The organism is Pseudomonas sp. LG1E9, from assembly GCF_003290225.1.
In the GTDB taxonomy this organism is placed as follows: Bacteria; Pseudomonadota; Gammaproteobacteria; order Pseudomonadales; family Pseudomonadaceae; genus Aquipseudomonas; species Aquipseudomonas cyclaminis.
This window is the reverse complement of the sequence record NZ_CP029983.1, coordinates 1,562,950-1,580,474: the sequence shown is the minus strand read 5'-3', so window position 1 is coordinate 1,580,474 and position 17,525 is coordinate 1,562,950. Positions and strand designations below refer to the sequence as shown.

Sequence of the window (17,525 nt, the reverse complement as noted above, 5' to 3'; positions counted from 1 at the left end):
TAATCGGGCGTGGCTGTTGTTTAAGCCTCAGCTTTAACCATAGGTCACGCCAGACGTTCAGGTACGCCAAAACTTATACCAAAAAACAATATTGTACAGCTATTGGTGTCGGCGTAGTCTGTACCCAACGGTAAAACGAGGCCTCCCATGACTGTCCCCATCGCGATCATCGGTACCGGCATCGCCGGTCTCTCCGCCGCCCAAGCGTTACGAGACGCCGGGCACGCTGTAAAACTTTTCGACAAGAGCCGCGGCAGCGGTGGCCGCATGTCCAGCAAGCGCAGCGATGCCGGCGCGCTGGACATGGGCGCCCAGTACTTCACCGCCCGCGACCGACGCTTCGTCAACGAAGTGCAACGCTGGCAAAGCAACGGCTGGGCCGAGCAATGGAAACCGCAGTTGTACAACTTCAAATCCGGCCAGCTCACGCCCTCCCCCGACGAGCAGATCCGCTGGGTCGGCTCACCGCGCATGAGTGCCATCACCCGCGCCCTGCTCGATGACTTGCCGGTGGAATTCGGTTGCCGCATTACCGAGGTGTTCCAAGGCACTCAGCACTGGAACCTGCTCGACGCGGACGGCGGCAGCCATGGCCCATTCAGCCATGTGGTCATCGCCACGCCAGCGCCCCAAGCCACCGCCCTGCTGGCTGCTGCACCCAAGCTGGCCAGCGCCGCCGCGGGGGTGAAAATGGACCCCACGTGGGCTGTCGCCCTGGCCTTCGACAAGCCACTGGATACACCGATGGAAGGCTGTTTCGTACAAGACAGTCCCCTCGACTGGCTGGCGCGCAACCGCAGCAAACCTGGGCGCGACACCACCCTCGATACCTGGGTGCTGCATGCCACCAGCGCGTGGAGCAAAGCCCATCTGGACTTGCCCAAGGAAGCCGTGATCGAACACCTGCACGGCGCCTTCGCCGAATTGCTGCACAGCGCCATGCCTGCGCCGTCCTTCAGCCTGGCGCACCGCTGGCTTTATGCGCGCCCGTCCAGCAGTCACGAATTCGGTGTGCTGGCCGATGCTGACCTGGGCCTGTACGTGTGTGGCGACTGGTGCCTGTCCGGTCGGGTCGAAGGTGCCTGGCTCAGTGGCCAGGAAGCCGCGCGACGATTGATCGAGCACCTGCAATGAACCGCCTCAACCCCGCCAAACTGCTGCTGTCGAAGTGGACAGCAGCCCACCCCCGCCACAAGGAAAAACACTTTCTAGTCACCGAATTGTTCCGGGACGAAGAAGGCACCGTGCTGGAAATCGAGCTGCAGGCGATCATGACCAAACGGGCCGAACGCCTGCCGTGGCAGACGTTGCAGAATGCCGAGGCCTGGAAAATCGGCTGGAAATAGTCCTCACGAAAAAACCTGTACAAATAATTTGACTTGTACAGCGTCAGACCTATGATGAGATTTAGTTGTACAACGCCTAAAGCTTGTACAGGAATTTATCAGGGGTTTGCCAATGTCCAGCAGCGCAAAACCGAAGATCGCTATCAGCGCCTGCCTGTTGGGCGAGAACGTGCGCTTCAACGGCGGTCATAAACAATCCCTGCTCTGCAGCCAGACCCTCGCCGACTATTTCGACTTTGTGCCGCTGTGCCCCGAAGTTGCGATTGGCCTGGGCATCCCCCGCGAACCGATCCGCCTGGTCGGCGACCCTGCCCATCCGCAGGCCGTGGGCACGGTGCGCCGTGAGCTCAACGTGACCCAACCGCTGGACGACTACGGCCAGCAGATGGCCCAGGAACACACCGACCTGTGCGGTTACATTTTTATGCAGAAGTCGCCGTCCTGTGGCCTGGAGCGGGTCAAGGTGTACCGCGAAAACGGCACCCCGGTCGACGGTGGCGGGCGCGGCATCTATGCCCGGGCGTTTTGCGCGCGCCACCCCAACCTGCCGGTCGAAGAAGACGGCCGATTGAATGACCCGGTGCTGCGGGAAAACTTCCTGACCCGCGTGTTCGTCTACGCCAGTTGGCAGCAGCTGCAGGCCGAAGGACTGACCCGTCACGGCTTGCTGGCTTTTCACTCGCGCTACAAATACCTGCTGATGGCCCACAGCCCTGTCCATTACAAAAGCCTGGGTCACCTGCTGGGCAGCATGGGCAAAGGCACCGACCTCAGTGAACTGGCCGCGTGTTACTTCAGTGACTTGATGACCGGCCTGACCAAATGCGCCACCCGCGGCACCCACACCAATGTGCTGCAACACATCAGTGGCTACCTCAAGCAGGTCATCAGCGCCGACGACAAGCAGGAAATGCAGACCGTTATCGGCCAATACCGCCACGGCATCGTGCCACTGGTGGTGCCGTTGACCCTGCTCAAACATCACTTTCGCCAACACCCGGACCGCTACATCGCGCAGCAGGCGTACCTGCAACCGCACCCGGAAAACCTCAGCCTGCGCAATGCGATTTAGACCATGAAAGTTGCCCTGCAAGACGAACCCGGTGAAGACATCGCCCAAGCCCTGCAAGACGGCTGGCTGCCGATACGCGAAGTGGCGCGCCAGACTGGTGTCAACGCCGTGACCCTGCGCGCCTGGGAACGCCGCTATGGCCTGATCGTGCCCCAGCGCACGCCCAAGGGCCATCGGCTGTTCAGCGCCGACCATGTGCAACGTATCCACGCCATTCTCACCTGGCTCAATCGCGGCGTGCCGGTCAGCCAGGTGAAACACCTGATTGACACTGCCCAGACCAGCCCCGACACGGCAGAGAATGAATGGCACACCCTGCGCCAGACCCTGGTGCAGGCCATCAGCGAACTGACCGAGCGCCGGGTCGACGACGCCTTCAACCAGGCCATGGCGCTGTACCCGCCGCGCACCCTGTGCGAACAACTGCTGCTGCCACTGATCATGGACCTGGAGCAGCGTTGGCAGGGCCAGTTCGGCGCGCAGATGGAACGGGTGTTTTTCCTGTCCTGGCTGCGCAGCAAGTTCGGTGCGCGTATCTACCACAACAATCGCCAACTGCACGGTGCGCCGCTGTTGCTGGTCAACCAGTCCGACCTGCCACTGGAGCCGCATCTGTGGCTCAGCGCCTGGCTGGCCAGCAGCGCCGATTGCCCGGTGGAAGTGTTCGACTGGCCGCTGCCCGCCGGCGAACTGGCCCTGGCGGTGGAGCATCTGCAACCGCGCGCGGTGCTGCTGTATTCGAGCAAGGCCCTGCACTTGCCAGCGCTGACCAAACTGCTGATGGGCGTCAGTTGCCCGACGCTGCTCGTCGGACCAACGGTGTGCATCCACCAGGCTGAGTTAGCCGTATTAACCCGTGACACTCCTGAATTGTTCGTGGCCGAAGAGGTGCTGTCGGCTCACCAGTTATTGATCCAGCGTGGACTTATCTAAATGCATTTGATCTGGCTGCGCACCGACCTGCGCCTACACGACAACACCGCCCTGGCCGCCGCGAGCCAGCGTGGCCCGGTCGCTGCCGTGTACCTGATCACGCCTGAGCAATGGCTGGCCCACGATGACGCGCCGTGCAAAGTCGACTTCTGGCTACGCAACCTGCAGCACCTGAGCCAGGCCTTGGGCGAGCTGAACATCCCGCTGTTGATCCGCACGGCGGCCACTTGGGATCAGGCGCCCGCTGTGCTCGGCGAACTGTGCCGGGCGCTGTCGGTGCAATCGCTGCACGTCAACGAGGAGTACGGCATTCACGAAAGCCGCCGTGACGCCGCCGTCGCCCAGGCGCTGGAGGCCGAAGGCGTGACGTTCCACAGCTACCTTGACCAATTGTTCTTCCAACCGGGCAGTGTGCTGACCAAGACCGGCACCTACTTCCAGGTCTTCAGTCAGTTCCGCAAAGTCTGCTACACACGGCTGCACAGCGCCCTGCCACGCTTGGTGCCCACGCCAAAGGCCCAGGCCAGACTCGACTTCAACAGCGATCCGGTCCCGACCACCGTTGCCGGTTTCGAGCCGCCCAGCAACACCCTGCGCGCGCTCTGGCCTGCCGGTGAAGACGAAGCCCGGCGCCGCCTTGACACCTTCGCCGACCAGCAGATCAGCTACTACAAAGACGAGCGCGATTTCCCCGCCAAGCCCGGCACCAGCCAGTTATCGGCCTACCTCGCGGCAGGCGTGGTCTCGCCGCGTCAGTGCCTGCATGCCGCGTTGCAGACCAACCAGGGCGAATTCGAAAGTGGCGACATCGGCGCCATCACCTGGATCAACGAATTGCTCTGGCGTGAGTTCTACAAACACATCCTGGTGGGCTACCCACGGGTGTCGCGCCACCGTGCGTTCCGCCCCGAAACCGAAGCCGTGGCTTGGCGTGATGCGCCCAAGGATCTGGCGGCCTGGCAGGAAGCTCGCACGGGCCTGCCGATCATTGACGCCGCCATGCGCCAACTGCTGGAAACCGGCTGGATGCACAACCGGCTGCGCATGGTGGTGGCGATGTTCCTGACCAAGAACCTGCTGATCGACTGGCGTGAAGGCGAGCGCTTCTTTATGCGCCACCTGATCGACGGCGACCTGGCGGCCAACAACGGCGGCTGGCAGTGGAGTTCGTCCACCGGCACCGACTCGGCGCCGTACTTCAGGATCTTCAGCCCCCTGAGCCAGTCGGAAAAGTTCGACAGCGAAGGTGTATTCATCAAGCACTGGCTGCCGGAACTGGCCGCCCTGAATAAAAAGGAAGTGCACAACCCCGAAGCCGTCGGTGGCCTGTTTGGCGTGGCGGATTATCCGCGCTCGATTGTCGACCTGAAAAAGTCCCGCGAGCGAGCACTGGCCGCCTTTCGCAGCCTGCCTTCGCGGCAGTCGGTGGCCGAACATGAGTGACTTCCTGCAACGCTTCGCCCAGACCTTCGCCACGCTGGACAAGCACAACCTGCACCTGCTCGACAGCCTATACAGCAAGGACATTGCCTTTACCGACCCGCTGCACGAGGTCCATGGCCTGACCGCGCTGCACAGCTATTTCGCCGAGCTGTACAGCAATGTCAGCCAACTGCGCTTCGACTTCCACGGTTTCGACCAAGTGGCCGAAGGCGAAGGCTACCTGCGCTGGAAAATGAGTTTTTGCCACCCGCGCCTGGCCAACGGCCAAGTGATCCGGGTGGAGGGGTGCTCGCACCTGATGTGGCGGGACAAGGTGTACCGCCACCGCGATTACTTCGATGCGGGCGCCATGCTCTACGAACACCTTCCCGTCCTGGGCAAAGTCGTCAGTTGGTTGAAAAGGAGAGTGGGATGAACGCAGTGTCGCCACGTCGTTATTGGCTGACCGGTGCCAGCAGTGGGATTGGTGCCGCCTTGGCTGTGGAGTTGCTTGACAGCGGCGCCCATGTGGCCTTGAGTTCCCGCACACAGGCGCCGCTGGACGCACTGGCCCAACGTTACCCCGGCCAAGTGCTGGTGGTGGCCGGTGACCTGACCAACAGCCAGACGGTACGCGAGATCGGGGAGCATATCGGTGCTGCCTGGGGTTCGCTCGACACCGTGATCCTCAACGCCGGCACCTGTGAGTATGTCGACGCCAAGCAGTTTGATTCATCGATCATCGAGCACGTGGTGCGCACCAACTTGCTGGCCAGCAGTTATTGCATCGAAGCGGCCCTGCCGTTGTTGCGTGCCGGGCGCACCCCGCATCTGGTGGGTGTTGCCAGCGCCGTGACCTACCTGCCGATGCCCCGCGCCGAAGCCTATGGCGCGTCCAAGGCCGGGCTGCGTTACCTGTTTGAATCCCTGCGCATCAGCCTGTCGACGGAAAACATCGACGTCACCGTGATCAGCCCTGGCTTTGTCGACACGCCACTGACCGAGCGCAATGACTTCCCGATGCCCCTGAGCTGGCCTGCCGACAAGGCGGCTCGGCACATTTTCGCCAAGCTGGACAAACGCCCACTGGAAATCGCCTTCCCGGCGTTGTTCATTGCGACCCTGTGGCCCCTGTCGAAACTGCCTAACCGCGCGCAATTGATCATCGGCAAACGCATGCTGCGCAGCCCGCCACCGAAAAAGGACGACCAGTGAAGATCGCCATTATCGGCAGCGGCATTGCTGGCCTGACCAGCGCCTACCTGCTCAGCCGCCGTCACGAGGTCACCGTGTTTGAAGCGGGCAATCGTATCGGCGGGCATACCCATACAGTCGATGTCAGCGTCGACGGCAAAAGCTACGCGGTGGACACCGGCTTTATCGTGTTCAACGACTGGACCTACCCCAATTTCATCCGCTTGCTGGGGCAGATTGGCGTGACGTTCAAACCCACCGAGATGAGCTTCTCGGTGTGCGACGAAAGCACCCGGTTCGAATACAACGGCAATAACCTCAACAGCCTGTTCGCCCAGCGCCGCAATATCCTGTCGCCGGGCTTCTGGGGCATGTTGCGCGACATCCTGCGCTTCAACCGCCAGGCGCCGCTGGATCTGCAGGAGCAACGCATCAGCGCCGAGATGACCTTGGGCGATTACCTCGCAGCCGGCGGTTACGGCGAACGCTTTGTGCGGCATTACATCGTGCCGATGGGCGCGGCGATCTGGTCGATGTCCCTGGCAGACATGCTGGGCTTTCCGTTGCAGTTCTTTGTGCGCTTCTTCAAGAACCACGGCTTGCTGTCGGTGAACAACCGGCCGCAGTGGTGTGTGATCGAAGGCGGGTCCAGCCGCTACATCGAACCGTTGACGCGCCGCTTTCGCGAGCAGATTCGCCTGAATTGCCCTGTGCATAATGTCGAGCGCACCGAGGACGGCGTAGTTATCCACAGCCCTGCCGGCAGCGAGGCGTTTGATCGGGTGGTGTTCGCCTGCCACAGCGACCAGGCACTGGCATTGCTCGCCGACCCCAGCCAGGCCGAACAGGAGATTCTCGGTGCCCTGCCCTACGCCGACAACGACGTGGTCCTGCACACCGACACCCGCCTGCTGCCCGACCGCAAACTCGCCTGGGCCAGCTGGAATTACCGGCTGAGCGGCAACACCCAGACCCAGGCGGCCGTCACTTATGACATGAACATCCTGCAGGGCATCGACAGCGCCACCACCTTTTGCGTCAGCCTCAACCAGACGCCAATGATCAACCCGCTGAAGATCCTCGCGCGCTACACCTACGCCCATCCGCAATACAGCCTGGCGGCGGTGGCCGCGCAAAACCGCTGGGAAGAACTGGCCGGGGCGCGCAACACCTTTTACTGCGGCGCCTACTGGGCCAATGGGTTCCACGAAGACGGCGTGGTCAGCGCCCTGCGCGTGGCCCAGGCCTTTGGGGAAACCCTGTGAACAGCGCCCTGTACAGCGGCTGGATTGCCCATCGACGGTTTGCGCCCAAGGCCCATGCCTTTCGCTACCGCATCGGCCTGCTGTACCTGGACTTGAGCGAACAAGACGAAGTCCTCGGGCTGTCGCCGTTGGCGGGGCGCAGTCGCCTGGCGCCCTTCGGTTTTCGTCAGCAGGATTACCTGCGTGAATTCACGCGCCACGGCATGAGCTTGAGCGATGCCGTGCGCCAGGAAGTCGGCAAGGCGCTGGGGCGTACGCCTCAGGGCGTTATCTGCCTACTGACCCAGGCCCGCAGTTGGGGCTTGGCTTTTAATCCGGTGAGTTTCTTCTATTGCTTCGAGGCCGACGGACAACTGGCCGCGATTCTGTGTGAAGTGACCAACACCCCGTGGCGCGAGCGCTACCACTACGTGCTGCCGGCCCAAGCCCTGGGCGCTGATGAGCACCAGCATTTCGCCGTGGCCAAGGCCTTCCATGTGTCGCCGTTCTTGCCCCGCGACCTGGAATACCGCATGAGCTTCAGCCCGCCCGCCGCCAGGCTCGGCGTGCACATGGCCGACTGGCAGGGCGAGCTGAAAGTGTTCGACGCCACCTTGAGCCTGCAAAAAGAAGTGTTGGATCGCGCCAGCCTGCATCGCTACTTGTGGCGCTTTCCGTGGATGACCGCCAAGACGTGCCTGGCCATTTACTGGCAGGCGCTGCGCCTTTTTCTTAAGCGCACACCGATTTTTCCCCACCGGGCCGCCGATGGCGCCTCTCGTACAGCCGTCGGGTATACCAAGGATCGCCGCCATGAAATCCCCTAGCTTATCGGTCAAGGCCAACCGCCTGAACGTCAACGGTGTGACCAGTGCGCTGTTGCGCAAGGGCGTGCTGCGTCAACTCAGCCAATTGCGCCACGGCCAACTGGTGGTGATCGAGGACGGCGAACGGCAAGTGTTCGGCGCACGGGAAGCGCACTTGCTGGGGGAAATCCAGATCCTCGACCCTGCGGTTTGGGGACTGGTGGCGGCCAACGGCTCCATCGGCGCCGGCGAGGCGTTTATCCACGGGTATTGGAGCAGCCCGGACCTGACCGCCGTAGTGCGTGTGATGGTCAGCAACCTGGACGTGCTCGACGCCATGGAAGGTGGCCTGGCGCGGCTGGCACGCCCGCTCACCCAAGGCCTGCACTGGCTCAACCGCAACACGCGCAAGGGCTCGCAGAAAAACATCGCCGCGCACTACGACCTGGGCAACGACCTGTTCGAAGAATTCCTCGACCCGACCATGATGTATTCGGCGGCGCAATTTCTGAGCCCTGACGACACCCTGGAACAGGCGCAACTGAACAAGCTGGAACGCATCTGCCAGAAGCTCGCGCTCAAGCCCACCGACCACCTGCTGGAAATCGGCACCGGTTGGGGCAGCATGGCGCTGTATGCGGCGCAACACTATGGCTGCAAGGTCACCACCACGACCTTGTCCAAGGAGCAGTTCGCCTACACCGAAAAACGCATCGAAACCCTCGGCTTGCAAGGCCAGGTCACGCTGCTGCTGAGTGACTATCGCGACCTCACCGGCCAGTACGACAAGCTGGTGTCCATCGAGATGATCGAAGCCGTTGGCCATCGCTTCCTGCCGACCTACTTCAAGCAATGCGCGCACTTGCTCAAGAGCGATGGGCTGATGTTGCTGCAGGCCATCACCATCCGCGAGCAACGGTTTGAGCAGGCCAAGAACAGCGTGGACTTTATCCAGCGCTACATTTTTCCGGGCGGCGCCCTGCCCAGTGTGCAGAACATGCTGCAAATCGTCAGCCGCGACACCGATATGAACCTGCTGCACATGGAAGACTTTGGCCTGCACTACGCGCGAACCCTGCGCCTGTGGCATGAGAACTTTCGTCGCGCTCACGGCCGCCTGACAGAAATGGGCTACGACGAATACTTCCTGCGGTTGTGGGAGTTTTACCTGTGTTACTGCGAAGGTGGCTTTATGGAGCGCACCATCGGCACCGCGCAATTGCTGCTGGCCAAACCGGCAGCGATCAACCCGCCGTTGCTCGGGCGCTTCAATGCTTAAAAACCTGGCCAATGCCGCGCTGTTCCAGTGCGGCTGGTTTGCCTGTGTGCTGGGTGGCGACAGCGTGTGGTTACTCGTGGGGCTCGCTGCGCTGGCTATTCACCTGCTGTGGATAAGTTCATGGGCCGAAGACGGCAGACTGATTCTCGGCGTGACGGTGCTGGGCACATTGCTGGATACGGCGTTACGCACGGTGGGCGTGTTTCATTTCACCGAGCCGGGCCCGCTCATCCCGTTCTGGTTGATGCTGCTGTGGGCGCTACTGGCAACCACACTGCGTCATTGTCTGGCCTGGAGCACCCAGCCTCGCTGGCGCGCAGCATTATTGGGCGCCGTGGGCGGCCCCATGTCTTATTACGCAGGCAGCCAACTGGCAGGGGTGAGCTTCGGTTACGCCCTGTGGCCGAGCCTGTTCGGCTTGGCACTGCTGTGGGCTGTGCTCTTCGCACTGCTTGCTCGCGCCGCGACAAAATACTGAAGCCGGTCGGCTTTTTCTTGCAGCTTGCCGCTCAAAGCTTGAAGCTGCCGCCATGACCAACATCCCCCACACTCAAATCGCCGAACCCGCCGTCACCTGCTCGACGTGCGCGGCCTGCTGCTGCCAGCTGGAAGTCATGCTGATCACCGACACCGGCGTGCCGGAGCGCTATATCGACACCGACGATTGGGGCGGCGAAGTGATGCTGCGCCTGGACGACGGCTGGTGCGCGGCGCTGGATCGGGACACGATGATGTGCACGATCTATGAGCGCCGGCCGCTGATTTGCCGGGAATTCGAGATGGGCGCACCGGAGTGCATCGAAGAGCGCCAGGGGATTGCGACGGCCTACCGCTGACCCAAACACCGATGACGATCAAATGCAGGAGGGGGCTTGCCCCCGATTGCAGTGTGTCAGGCAAAAACTTGCTGGCTGATACAGCCCAATCGGGGGCAAGCCCCCTCCCACAAGGGATTTGCGCAATTACAACTGCAGGGTGTAGTGCAGCGCGTAGCTCTCTACCCCATCATTGTTGCTGCTGATGCCGGCATTGGAATAGTGCGTGGCACGAATGCCCACTTCATGCCCACCGGTAAAGCGCAGGCCGAACCCCAGACGGTCTTCGAACTGGAAAGCCTGGCCGATGTTGTTGTCTTCCAACTTCGTGCGGGAGAACACCGCCACACCGATCCCCGCCTCGATGTATGGCTTGACCGATTCCCCGGCAAACTCATACACAAACACCGGCGAGAACGACAGGCTGCTGGCACTGGCGCGCTTGTCGCCATCCCAGTAGGTATAAGCGCCGCTCCAGTAACCGGTCAGGCGACCCACATCGCTCTGCCACCAGCTTTTATCCCAGTCCGACGTGAGCCCCAATCGGTAGGTCATGGTCGAGTCGCTGGTGCTGCCTACGCCAAATTCCAGGCCAGCAGCCTGGGCCGAAACCGAGTGTCCCACCACTACGGCCGCAATTGCGGCCAAACAGAACAAGCGCTTCATAAGAAACAGTCCTTTGAGAACGAAGTTGTATGATTTTTTACAGGCCATCTCGCTATAGAAGCTGACTCAGAGCCAGAAGTTCAGCGACATTTCACGAAATTTTCACGAGCCGAAGCTTCGCACAACTGCGGAATGTTTCCAAAGTGTGGGTAGGATATTTCTTAGATGACACACATCGCCGCTGGTCCAGAACTGGGCAGGTTCAGGATCGCCATGGGCCAGCAGGTTGCGTTCGCCCAACAAACGCTTGAGCTGGCGGGCCACGGCGGCGCCGGTGTCGATGAGGGCGATACTGGGGGGCAGCATCTGTGCCAGGAGGGGCTTCAGGAAGGGATAGTGGGTGCAACCGAGGATGATGGTGTCGCAACCGGCGTTGAGCAGCGGCTCGATGTAGCCCTGCAACAACTGGCGCAGGGCCGGGCTGTTCAGGTCGCCTGTTTCAATCAGTTCCACCAGGCCGGGGCACGGCTGGGTGATCACCCGCACATCGGTGGCGAAACGGTCGAGCAACGCGGCGAACTTGGCACTTTGCAGGGTGCCGGTGGTGGCCAGCACGCCGACCACGCCACTGCGGGTGGCGGCAGCCGCTGGCTTGACGGCGGGCTCCATGCCCACCAACGGCCAGTCTGGGTAGTCCTGGCGTAAATCTGCAACGGCGGCGACGGTGGCGGTGTTGCAGGCAATCACAAAAGCCTTGGCACCCTGTTCGCGGAAAAACTCAGCGACCCGTCGCGAACGCTCACGAATAAATTCGGGAGTTTTCTCGCCATAGGGGATATGCCCGCAATCGGCCACATACAACAGCGATTCGTGGGGCAATAGCTGCTGGATTTCATCCAGCACCGACAAACCGCCGACGCCGGAATCGAACACACCGATTGGCGCGTCCTTAACCATGTTGCGTCCCGCAGACACTGCAACCGGGATCACGCTTGACGCGCAATTCTCGAAAACGTGTGGTCAAGGCGTCGATCAGCAGCAAGCGGCCCACCAGCGGTTCACCGAAACCGGCCAGCAACTTCAAGGCTTCCAAGGCTTGCAGGCTGCCGACGAGCCCCACCAACGGCCCGACCACGCCCGCTTCGCTGCAGGTGAGTTCGGTGTCGCTGCCGTGCCCGTATAAACAGTGGTAACACGGACTTTCGGCGCGACGCGGGTCGAACACCGACAATTGGCCTTCCAGGCGAATCGCTGCCCCGCTGATCAACGGCTTGGCCGCGATAACGCAGGCGGCGTTGACCGCTTCGCGTGTGGAGAAGTTGTCGCTGCAATCAAGCACCACGTCCACCGCAGCCACTGCCGCCGCCAGCGAGTCGGCGTCCAGCGCGGTGCGATGGGCGACCAACGTGATTTCAGGGTTGATGGCGGTCAGGCGGCGCAGGGCCGAGTCGACCTTGGTCTGCCCGACACTGTAGGTGTCATGGATGATCTGACGTTGCAGGTTGGTCAGGTCGACGGTGTCGAAGTCGGCCAAATGCAGTTCGCCCACGCCCGCAGCGGCCAGGTACAGCGCCACTGGCGCGCCCAGGCCACCAAGGCCGACGATCAGCGCACGGCTGTTTTTAAGGCGCAACTGGCCTTCGATGTCGACATGCTGCAACAGAATCTGTCGGCTATAGCGCAACAGCTCCTGATCGGTCAGCACGGGCGATGCCCCAAGGTGATGCGTTCGTGGCCGCCGAGGTCGATGCGACTGTGCACGCCCTCAAAACCCTGGCCCAGCAGCAGATCACGCACGGCCAGGGCCTGGTCGTAACCGTGTTCGAGCAGCAACCAACCACCGGCATTCAGGTAGGCCGGGGCCTCGTTGATGATCAACCGCAGGTCGTCCAAACCGTCATGGCCCGCCACCAGGGCGCTGGCCGGTTCAAAACGTACATCGCCCGCGACCAGATGCGGGTCATTGTCGGCGATATACGGCGGATTACTGATGATCAGGTCGTAACGGCGACCTTGCAGCGCGCTGAACCAATGACTGCTCAGCACTGTGGCGTTATTGAGGTGCAGACGCTGGCGATTGCGCTCGGCCAGCGCCACGGCTTCCAGCACGCGGTCGACGGCCGTGACGTGCCAGGCCGGGCGCTCGCTGGCCAGGGCCAATGCGATGGCGCCGCTACCCGTGCCGAGGTCGAGGACCTGGGTGGGCGTGGCCGGCAACAATTCCAGGGCGGCCTCTACCAGCAACTCGGTGTCCGGACGCGGGATCAGCGTGTGGGGCGCGACCTCCAGGTCCAGCTTCCAGAAGCCCTGCTGGCCGAGAATATAGGCGACCGGCTCCCCGGCGCGGCGGCGCTGGAGGTAGTCGGCAAAGGTCAGCGCGTCTTCGCTGCTGACGATTTTTTCCGGCCAGGTGTGCAGGTAGCTGCGGGACTTGCCCAGGGCCGCCGCCAGTAACAATTCCACGTCCAGGCGCGCAGTGGGCGAGTCGGGCAGGTCGGCGGCGCGCAGCAGGCTGGCGATGATGGTCATTTATTCACCTATCGCGGCCAATTGGTCGGCCTGGTACTCGGCGAGCAAGGGCTCGATCACCGCATCGACGCCGCCGGCGAGAATCTCGTCGAGGGAGTAAAGGGTCAGGTTGACCCGGTGGTCGGTGACCCGGCCCTGGGCAAAGTTGTAGGTACGGATGCGCTCGGAACGGTCGCCCGAACCCACCAGCAACTTGCGCTCGCTGGCAATCGCGTTGGCGGCGGCGCTGGTCTGCTGGTCATTGAGCTTGGCCGACAGCCAGGACATGGCCCGGGCCCGGTTCTTGTGCTGGGAACGTTCTTCCTGGCATTCGACCACGATGCCCGACGGCAAGTGGGTGATACGGATTGCCGAGTCGGTCTTGTTGACGTGCTGACCACCGGCACCCGACGAGCGGTAAGTGTCGACCCGCAGGTCCGCCGGGTTGATCTCGATGGCCTCCTGCTCATCCGGCTCAGGCAATACAGCCACGGTGCACGCCGAGGTGTGGATACGGCCTTGGGATTCGGTCGCCGGTACACGCTGTACGCGGTGCGCGCCGGATTCGAACTTCAGCTTGCCGTAGACATTTTCGCCTTCGACCCGCGCGATGACTTCTTTATAGCCGCCGTGCTCGCCCTCGTTTTCGGACAGGATCTCCACACGCCAGCCACGTCGCTCGGCATAGCGCGAATACATGCGAAACAGATCGCCGGAGAAAATCGCCGCCTCGTCGCCACCGGTGCCGGCGCGGATTTCGAGGAACACGTTGCGCCCGTCGTTGGGGTCCTTGGGCAGCAGCATGCGTTGCAGGTCGCCTTCCAGCGCGATCAACTTGTCCTTGGCCTCGCGGACTTCTTCCACAGCCATTTCGCGCATGTCCGGGTCGCTGTCCTTGAGCAGCGCTTGGGCACCTTCAAGGTCGGCCTGGGTTTTCAGCCATTGCCCGTAGGTGGTTACGATCGGTTCAACTTCGGCGTATTCCTTGGAATAGGTGCGGAACTTGGTCTGATCGGAGATGACTTCGCCATCGCCGAGCAAGGCGGTCAGTTCTTCGAAACGGTCCTGGAGCACGTCCAGTTTATTGAGCAGTGACGCTTTCATTGCGGTTTTTTATCCGAAGAGCTTTCTGACGCGCCCTCACCGAGGGCAAAGAGTTCCTGAGCCATGGCCAGCGCATCGAGGCGGCCTTCGGCGGTAAGCTTTTTCAACTGTACGCTGGGTGCGTGGAGCAACTTGTTGGTCAAGCCACGGGCCAGTTGCATCAGCACTTCTTCGGCGCTGCTGCCGTTGGCCAGCAAACGCTGGGCCTTGATCAGCTCCTCGTCGCGCAGGCGTTCGCCCTGCTGACGATACGCCTTGAGCACGTCCACTGCCGCCAGTTCGCGCAGGCGCACCATAAAATCTTCGGCGCCGGTGCTGACCATTTCCTCGGCGGCCTGGGCTGCGCCCTGGCGGCTCTTGAGGTTTTCGGCGACGACTTCGTGCAGATCGTCGACGCTATAGAGGTAAACGTCGTCCAACTCGCCGACTTCGGGTTCGATATCCCGGGGAACGGCGATGTCTACCATGAAAATCGGCTTGTGCTTGCGCAGCTTCAGCGCGCTTTCCACCGCGCCCTTGCCGAGAATCGGCAATTGGCTGGCGGTGGAGCTGATGACGATGTCACTGCGCACCAGTTCGGCGGGGATATCCGCCAGCAGAACGGCGTGGGCACCGAATTGTTCGGCGAGGATGCTGGCGCGCTCCAGGGTGCGGTTGGCGACCACGATGCGCTTCACACCCAGGTCATGCAGGTGACGGGCGACCAGGGTGATGGTCTCGCCGGCGCCAATCAGCAAGGCCTGGCTGCGTTGCAGGTCGCTGAAAATCTGTTTGGCCAGGCTGACGGCGGCAAATGCCACCGAGACCGGGTTTTCGCCGATGGCGGTGTCGGTGCGCACCTGCTTGGCGGAATTGAACGTGGCCTGGAACAGCCGGCCCAGCAGCGGGCCGACGGTGCCGGCCTCACGCGCCACAGCGTAGGCGGATTTCATCTGCCCCAGAATCTGCGGCTCGCCCAACACCAGCGAATCGAGACCGGCAGCCACGCGCATCATGTGACGAACTGCCGCATCCTCTTCGTGCACATAAGCGCAGGCGCGCAGGTCGTCGAGGCTCAAATGGTGGAAATCGGCCAGCCAGCGCAGGACGACATCTGCTGAAAGATGTTCCTGCTCTATATAAAGCTCGCTGCGATTGCAGGTCGAAAGGATCGCAGCTTCGCGACTGTCGGTGAGCCGGCAGAGCTGCTGCAAGGCCTCAACCAACTGCTCTGGCGTAAACGCCACGCGCTCTCGCACGTCTACGGAGGCAGTCTTGTGGTTAATACCGAGTGCGAGGAAGGCCATTCAATATCGCTGATGATGTCGGGAAGCCGACAATTGTCCTACTTCGAAAGATTCAGAACAACCACCGTCGTCTATTGTCCTAATGCCTTGTGTCTATAAAGGCACCAACTGAGACTCGGTTATGTTTGGCCGAAGGCTTGTGTCATGATGATCCGACCGCAGGTTAGTCGTCCTCTTCCTATATGAATAGATCTTCCGCGTTGCTCCTTGCTTTTGTCTTCCTCAGCGGCTGCCAGACCTTGGCCCCCGTGTCGCCGGACGGTACGCCGCCGGTAGAAGACAGCACCCCCGCCCCTGAAAAGCCCAAGGTTTATTCCTCATTCAGTGAAGAAACGGTGTTCAGCCTGCTGAGTGCGGAACTGGCCGGCCAGCGCAATCGCTTCGACATTGCGCTGGACAACTATGTGACCCAGGCCATCAATACACAGGATCCTGGCATCTCCGAACGGGCATTTCGCATCGCCGAGTACCTGGGCGCCGATCAGGCCGCACTGGACACCTCGCTGATCTGGGCGAAAAACGCGCCGGACGATCTGGAAGCGCAACGGGCGGCGGCCATTCAACTGGCGCGGGCCGGGCGCTATGACGACTCCATGGTCTATATGGAGAAAGTCCTGCAAGGCAAGGGCGATACCCATTTTGACTTCCTGGCGCTGTCGGCTGCCGACACTGACCAGGACACGCGCAATGGCCTGATGAAGAGTTTCGACCGCCTGTTGCAAAAGCATCCAAAAAACAGCCAGCTGATTTTCGGCAAGGCCCTGCTGCTGCAACAGGACGACGAGGCCGACGCCGCGCTGAAACTGCTGGAGCAGAACCCGCCGGACGAGGGCGAGATCGCGCCGATCCTGCTGCGCGCACGCTTGCTGCAGAATCTCAATCGCGGCAAGGAAGCCATTCCGCTGCTGGAAAAAAGCATCAAGAAGTACCCGGACGACAAACGCCTGCGCCTGACTTACGCACGTATGCTGGTGGAGCAGGACCGTATGGAGGACGCCAAAGTGCAGTTCGCCAACCTGGTCCAGCAATACCCCGATGACGACGAACTGCGTTACTCCCTGGCGCTGGTGTGCCTGGAAGCCAAGGCCTGGGACGAGGCCAAGGGTTACCTTGAAGAACTGATCGGGCGTGAAAGCCATGTGGACTCGGCGCACCTGAACCTGGGCCGTATCGCGGAAGAACGCAACGACCCCCAGGCCGCCCTGCTCGAATACGCCCAGGTTGGCCCCGGTAACGACTACCTGCCGGCCCAGCTGCGCCAGGCCGATATCCTGATGAGCAACGGTCGTACCGACGAGGCCGAAAAACGCCTGGCCGCGGCCCGCGATGCCGAGCCGGACTATGCGATCCAGCTGTACCTGATCCAGGCCGAAACCCTGTCGGCCAACAATCAGGGCGAGCGCGCCTGGAAACTGCTGCAACAAGCCTTGCTGCAATTCCCCGACGACTTGAACCTGCTTTACACGCGCGCCATGCAGGCGGAAAAACGCAATGACCTGGCGCAGATGGAAAAAGACCTGCGCCTGATCATCAAGCGCGACCCTGACAACGCCATGGCCCTCAACGCCCTGGGCTACACCTTGTCCGACCGCACGACCCGCTACGACGAAGCCAAGGTGTTGATCGAACAGGCACACCAGCTCAACCCGGAAGACCCGGCCGTACTCGACAGCCTCGGCTGGGTGAATTACCGCCTGGGCAACCTCGACGAAGCAGAGCGCTTGCTGCGCCAGGCGCTGGAGCGCTTCCCCGATCAGGAAGTCGCGGCGCACCTGGGCGAAGTGCTGTGGGCCAATGGCAAGCAGCGCGAAGCACGTCAAATCTGGGAAAAATTCCTCAAGGAACAACCCGAAAGCCCCATCCTGCGCGGCACCATCAAGCGCCTGACCGGATCCGAGACCCTTTAAGCT

19 protein-coding genes are annotated in these 17,525 nt (G+C 61.8%); 13 read left to right on the top strand and 6 right to left on the bottom strand.

Going from position 1 to position 17,525, the window contains the following annotated elements; genetic code table 11:
• The first annotated feature begins 147 nt into the window (after positions 1 to 147).
• The 12 genes from DNK50_RS07410 (at position 148) to DNK50_RS07355 (ending at position 10,132) form a co-directional block, all read left to right on the top strand.
• Positions 148 to 1,134, top strand: a complete 987-nt coding sequence (locus DNK50_RS07410; RefSeq protein ID WP_099583969.1) for an NAD(P)/FAD-dependent oxidoreductase — start codon at positions 148 to 150, stop codon at positions 1,132 to 1,134.
• The gene (locus DNK50_RS07405; RefSeq protein ID WP_099583968.1) at positions 1,131 to 1,346 is read left to right on the top strand and encodes a TIGR02450 family Trp-rich protein; all 216 of its coding nucleotides are present in this window, start codon (positions 1,131 to 1,133) and stop codon (positions 1,344 to 1,346) included. The genes DNK50_RS07410 and DNK50_RS07405 overlap by 4 nt, the downstream gene beginning before the upstream one ends.
• A 112-nt stretch (positions 1,347 to 1,458) precedes the next feature.
• Entirely contained in the window at positions 1,459 to 2,418 is a 960-nt protein-coding gene (locus DNK50_RS07400) for a DUF523 and DUF1722 domain-containing protein (protein WP_112193370.1), read from the top strand.
• 3 nt (positions 2,419 to 2,421) lie between these two features.
• Positions 2,422 to 3,351, top strand: coding sequence for a MerR family transcriptional regulator (locus tag DNK50_RS07395; RefSeq protein WP_112193368.1), 930 nt, complete (start codon positions 2,422 to 2,424; stop codon positions 3,349 to 3,351).
• Entirely contained in the window at positions 3,352 to 4,794 is a 1,443-nt protein-coding gene (gene phrB / locus DNK50_RS07390) for a deoxyribodipyrimidine photo-lyase (protein WP_112193366.1), read from the top strand.
• Positions 4,787 to 5,209 carry a nuclear transport factor 2 family protein gene (locus DNK50_RS07385; RefSeq protein ID WP_099583964.1) on the top strand — a complete coding sequence of 141 codons (423 nt, stop codon included), beginning with the start codon at positions 4,787 to 4,789 and terminating at the stop codon, positions 5,207 to 5,209. Before phrB ends, DNK50_RS07385 begins: the two co-directional genes overlap by 8 nt.
• Positions 5,206 to 5,988: an SDR family oxidoreductase gene (locus DNK50_RS07380; protein WP_099583963.1), complete on the top strand. Its 783-nt coding sequence runs from the start codon at positions 5,206 to 5,208 to the stop codon at positions 5,986 to 5,988. Before DNK50_RS07385 ends, DNK50_RS07380 begins: the two co-directional genes overlap by 4 nt.
• Complete coding sequence (locus tag DNK50_RS07375) at positions 5,985 to 7,232, top strand: NAD(P)/FAD-dependent oxidoreductase (RefSeq protein ID WP_099583962.1); 1,248 nt, start codon at positions 5,985 to 5,987, stop codon at positions 7,230 to 7,232. The genes DNK50_RS07380 and DNK50_RS07375 overlap by 4 nt, the downstream gene beginning before the upstream one ends.
• On the top strand, positions 7,229 to 8,038 hold the full coding sequence (locus tag DNK50_RS07370; RefSeq protein WP_112193364.1) for a DUF1365 domain-containing protein: 810 nt from the start codon (positions 7,229 to 7,231) through the stop codon (positions 8,036 to 8,038). Before DNK50_RS07375 ends, DNK50_RS07370 begins: the two co-directional genes overlap by 4 nt.
• Positions 8,025 to 9,296: a cyclopropane-fatty-acyl-phospholipid synthase family protein gene (locus tag DNK50_RS07365; protein WP_112193362.1), complete on the top strand. Its 1,272-nt coding sequence runs from the start codon at positions 8,025 to 8,027 to the stop codon at positions 9,294 to 9,296. Before DNK50_RS07370 ends, DNK50_RS07365 begins: the two co-directional genes overlap by 14 nt.
• Positions 9,289 to 9,774, top strand: coding sequence for a DUF2878 domain-containing protein (locus DNK50_RS07360; RefSeq protein WP_112193360.1), 486 nt, complete (start codon positions 9,289 to 9,291; stop codon positions 9,772 to 9,774). Before DNK50_RS07365 ends, DNK50_RS07360 begins: the two co-directional genes overlap by 8 nt.
• Before the next feature lie 52 nt (positions 9,775 to 9,826).
• Positions 9,827 to 10,132 (top strand): YkgJ family cysteine cluster protein, encoded by a 306-nt coding sequence (locus DNK50_RS07355; RefSeq protein ID WP_099583958.1) that lies wholly within the window; start codon positions 9,827 to 9,829, stop codon positions 10,130 to 10,132.
• A gap of 126 nt (positions 10,133 to 10,258) precedes the next feature.
• On the opposite strand, the gene DNK50_RS07350 is transcribed toward DNK50_RS07355, so the two are convergent.
• The 6 genes from DNK50_RS07350 to hemA all read right to left on the bottom strand — a co-directional run bounded on the left by DNK50_RS07350 (position 10,259) and on the right by hemA (position 15,615).
• Positions 10,259 to 10,777 (bottom strand): acyloxyacyl hydrolase, encoded by a 519-nt coding sequence (locus tag DNK50_RS07350; protein WP_099583957.1) that lies wholly within the window; start codon positions 10,775 to 10,777, stop codon positions 10,259 to 10,261.
• A 102-nt stretch (positions 10,778 to 10,879) separates the two neighbouring features.
• Entirely contained in the window at positions 10,880 to 11,674 is a 795-nt protein-coding gene (gene murI / locus DNK50_RS07345; RefSeq protein ID WP_112193358.1) for a glutamate racemase, read from the bottom strand.
• A complete protein-coding gene (locus DNK50_RS07340) occupies positions 11,667 to 12,422 on the bottom strand; it encodes a molybdopterin-synthase adenylyltransferase MoeB (protein ID WP_112193356.1) in 756 nt (251 codons plus the stop codon). Before DNK50_RS07340 ends, murI begins: the two co-directional genes overlap by 8 nt.
• Positions 12,416 to 13,246 (bottom strand): peptide chain release factor N(5)-glutamine methyltransferase, encoded by an 831-nt coding sequence (gene prmC / locus DNK50_RS07335; RefSeq protein ID WP_099583954.1) that lies wholly within the window; start codon positions 13,244 to 13,246, stop codon positions 12,416 to 12,418. The genes DNK50_RS07340 and prmC overlap by 7 nt, the downstream gene beginning before the upstream one ends.
• Complete coding sequence (gene prfA, locus DNK50_RS07330; RefSeq protein ID WP_099583953.1) at positions 13,247 to 14,329, bottom strand: peptide chain release factor 1; 1,083 nt, start codon at positions 14,327 to 14,329, stop codon at positions 13,247 to 13,249.
• Complete coding sequence (gene hemA / locus DNK50_RS07325; protein ID WP_099583952.1) at positions 14,326 to 15,615, bottom strand: glutamyl-tRNA reductase; 1,290 nt, start codon at positions 15,613 to 15,615, stop codon at positions 14,326 to 14,328. Before hemA ends, prfA begins: the two co-directional genes overlap by 4 nt.
• A gap of 182 nt (positions 15,616 to 15,797) precedes the next feature.
• On the opposite strand from hemA, the gene DNK50_RS07320 reads away from it, so the two are divergent.
• Complete coding sequence (locus DNK50_RS07320; protein WP_099583951.1) at positions 15,798 to 17,522, top strand: tetratricopeptide repeat protein; 1,725 nt, start codon at positions 15,798 to 15,800, stop codon at positions 17,520 to 17,522.
• Positions 17,523 to 17,525: the final 3 nt, after the last annotated feature.

What these genes read in the sequence shown, in the direction of transcription:
- DNK50_RS07410 (WP_099583969.1), top strand. Translation starts at nt 148, where the DNA reads ATGACTGTCCCCATCGCGATCATCGGTACCGGCATCGCCGGTCTCTCC.
- DNK50_RS07405 (WP_099583968.1), top strand. Translation starts at nt 1,131, where the DNA reads ATGAACCGCCTCAACCCCGCCAAACTGCTGCTGTCGAAGTGGACAGCA.
- DNK50_RS07400 (WP_112193370.1), top strand. Translation starts at nt 1,459, where the DNA reads ATGTCCAGCAGCGCAAAACCGAAGATCGCTATCAGCGCCTGCCTGTTG.
- DNK50_RS07395 (WP_112193368.1), top strand. Translation starts at nt 2,422, where the DNA reads ATGAAAGTTGCCCTGCAAGACGAACCCGGTGAAGACATCGCCCAAGCC.
- phrB (WP_112193366.1), top strand. Translation starts at nt 3,352, where the DNA reads ATGCATTTGATCTGGCTGCGCACCGACCTGCGCCTACACGACAACACC.
- DNK50_RS07385 (WP_099583964.1), top strand. Translation starts at nt 4,787, where the DNA reads ATGAGTGACTTCCTGCAACGCTTCGCCCAGACCTTCGCCACGCTGGAC.
- DNK50_RS07380 (WP_099583963.1), top strand. Translation starts at nt 5,206, where the DNA reads ATGAACGCAGTGTCGCCACGTCGTTATTGGCTGACCGGTGCCAGCAGT.
- DNK50_RS07365 (WP_112193362.1), top strand. Translation starts at nt 8,025, where the DNA reads ATGAAATCCCCTAGCTTATCGGTCAAGGCCAACCGCCTGAACGTCAAC.
- DNK50_RS07360 (WP_112193360.1), top strand. Translation starts at nt 9,289, where the DNA reads ATGCTTAAAAACCTGGCCAATGCCGCGCTGTTCCAGTGCGGCTGGTTT.
- DNK50_RS07355 (WP_099583958.1), top strand. Translation starts at nt 9,827, where the DNA reads ATGACCAACATCCCCCACACTCAAATCGCCGAACCCGCCGTCACCTGC.
- DNK50_RS07350 (WP_099583957.1), bottom strand. Translation starts at nt 10,777, where the DNA reads ATGAAGCGCTTGTTCTGTTTGGCCGCAATTGCGGCCGTAGTGGTGGGA.
- murI (WP_112193358.1), bottom strand. Translation starts at nt 11,674, where the DNA reads ATGGTTAAGGACGCGCCAATCGGTGTGTTCGATTCCGGCGTCGGCGGT.
- prmC (WP_099583954.1), bottom strand. Translation starts at nt 13,246, where the DNA reads ATGACCATCATCGCCAGCCTGCTGCGCGCCGCCGACCTGCCCGACTCG.
- prfA (WP_099583953.1), bottom strand. Translation starts at nt 14,329, where the DNA reads ATGAAAGCGTCACTGCTCAATAAACTGGACGTGCTCCAGGACCGTTTC.
- hemA (WP_099583952.1), bottom strand. Translation starts at nt 15,615, where the DNA reads ATGGCCTTCCTCGCACTCGGTATTAACCACAAGACTGCCTCCGTAGAC.
- DNK50_RS07320 (WP_099583951.1), top strand. Translation starts at nt 15,798, where the DNA reads ATGAATAGATCTTCCGCGTTGCTCCTTGCTTTTGTCTTCCTCAGCGGC.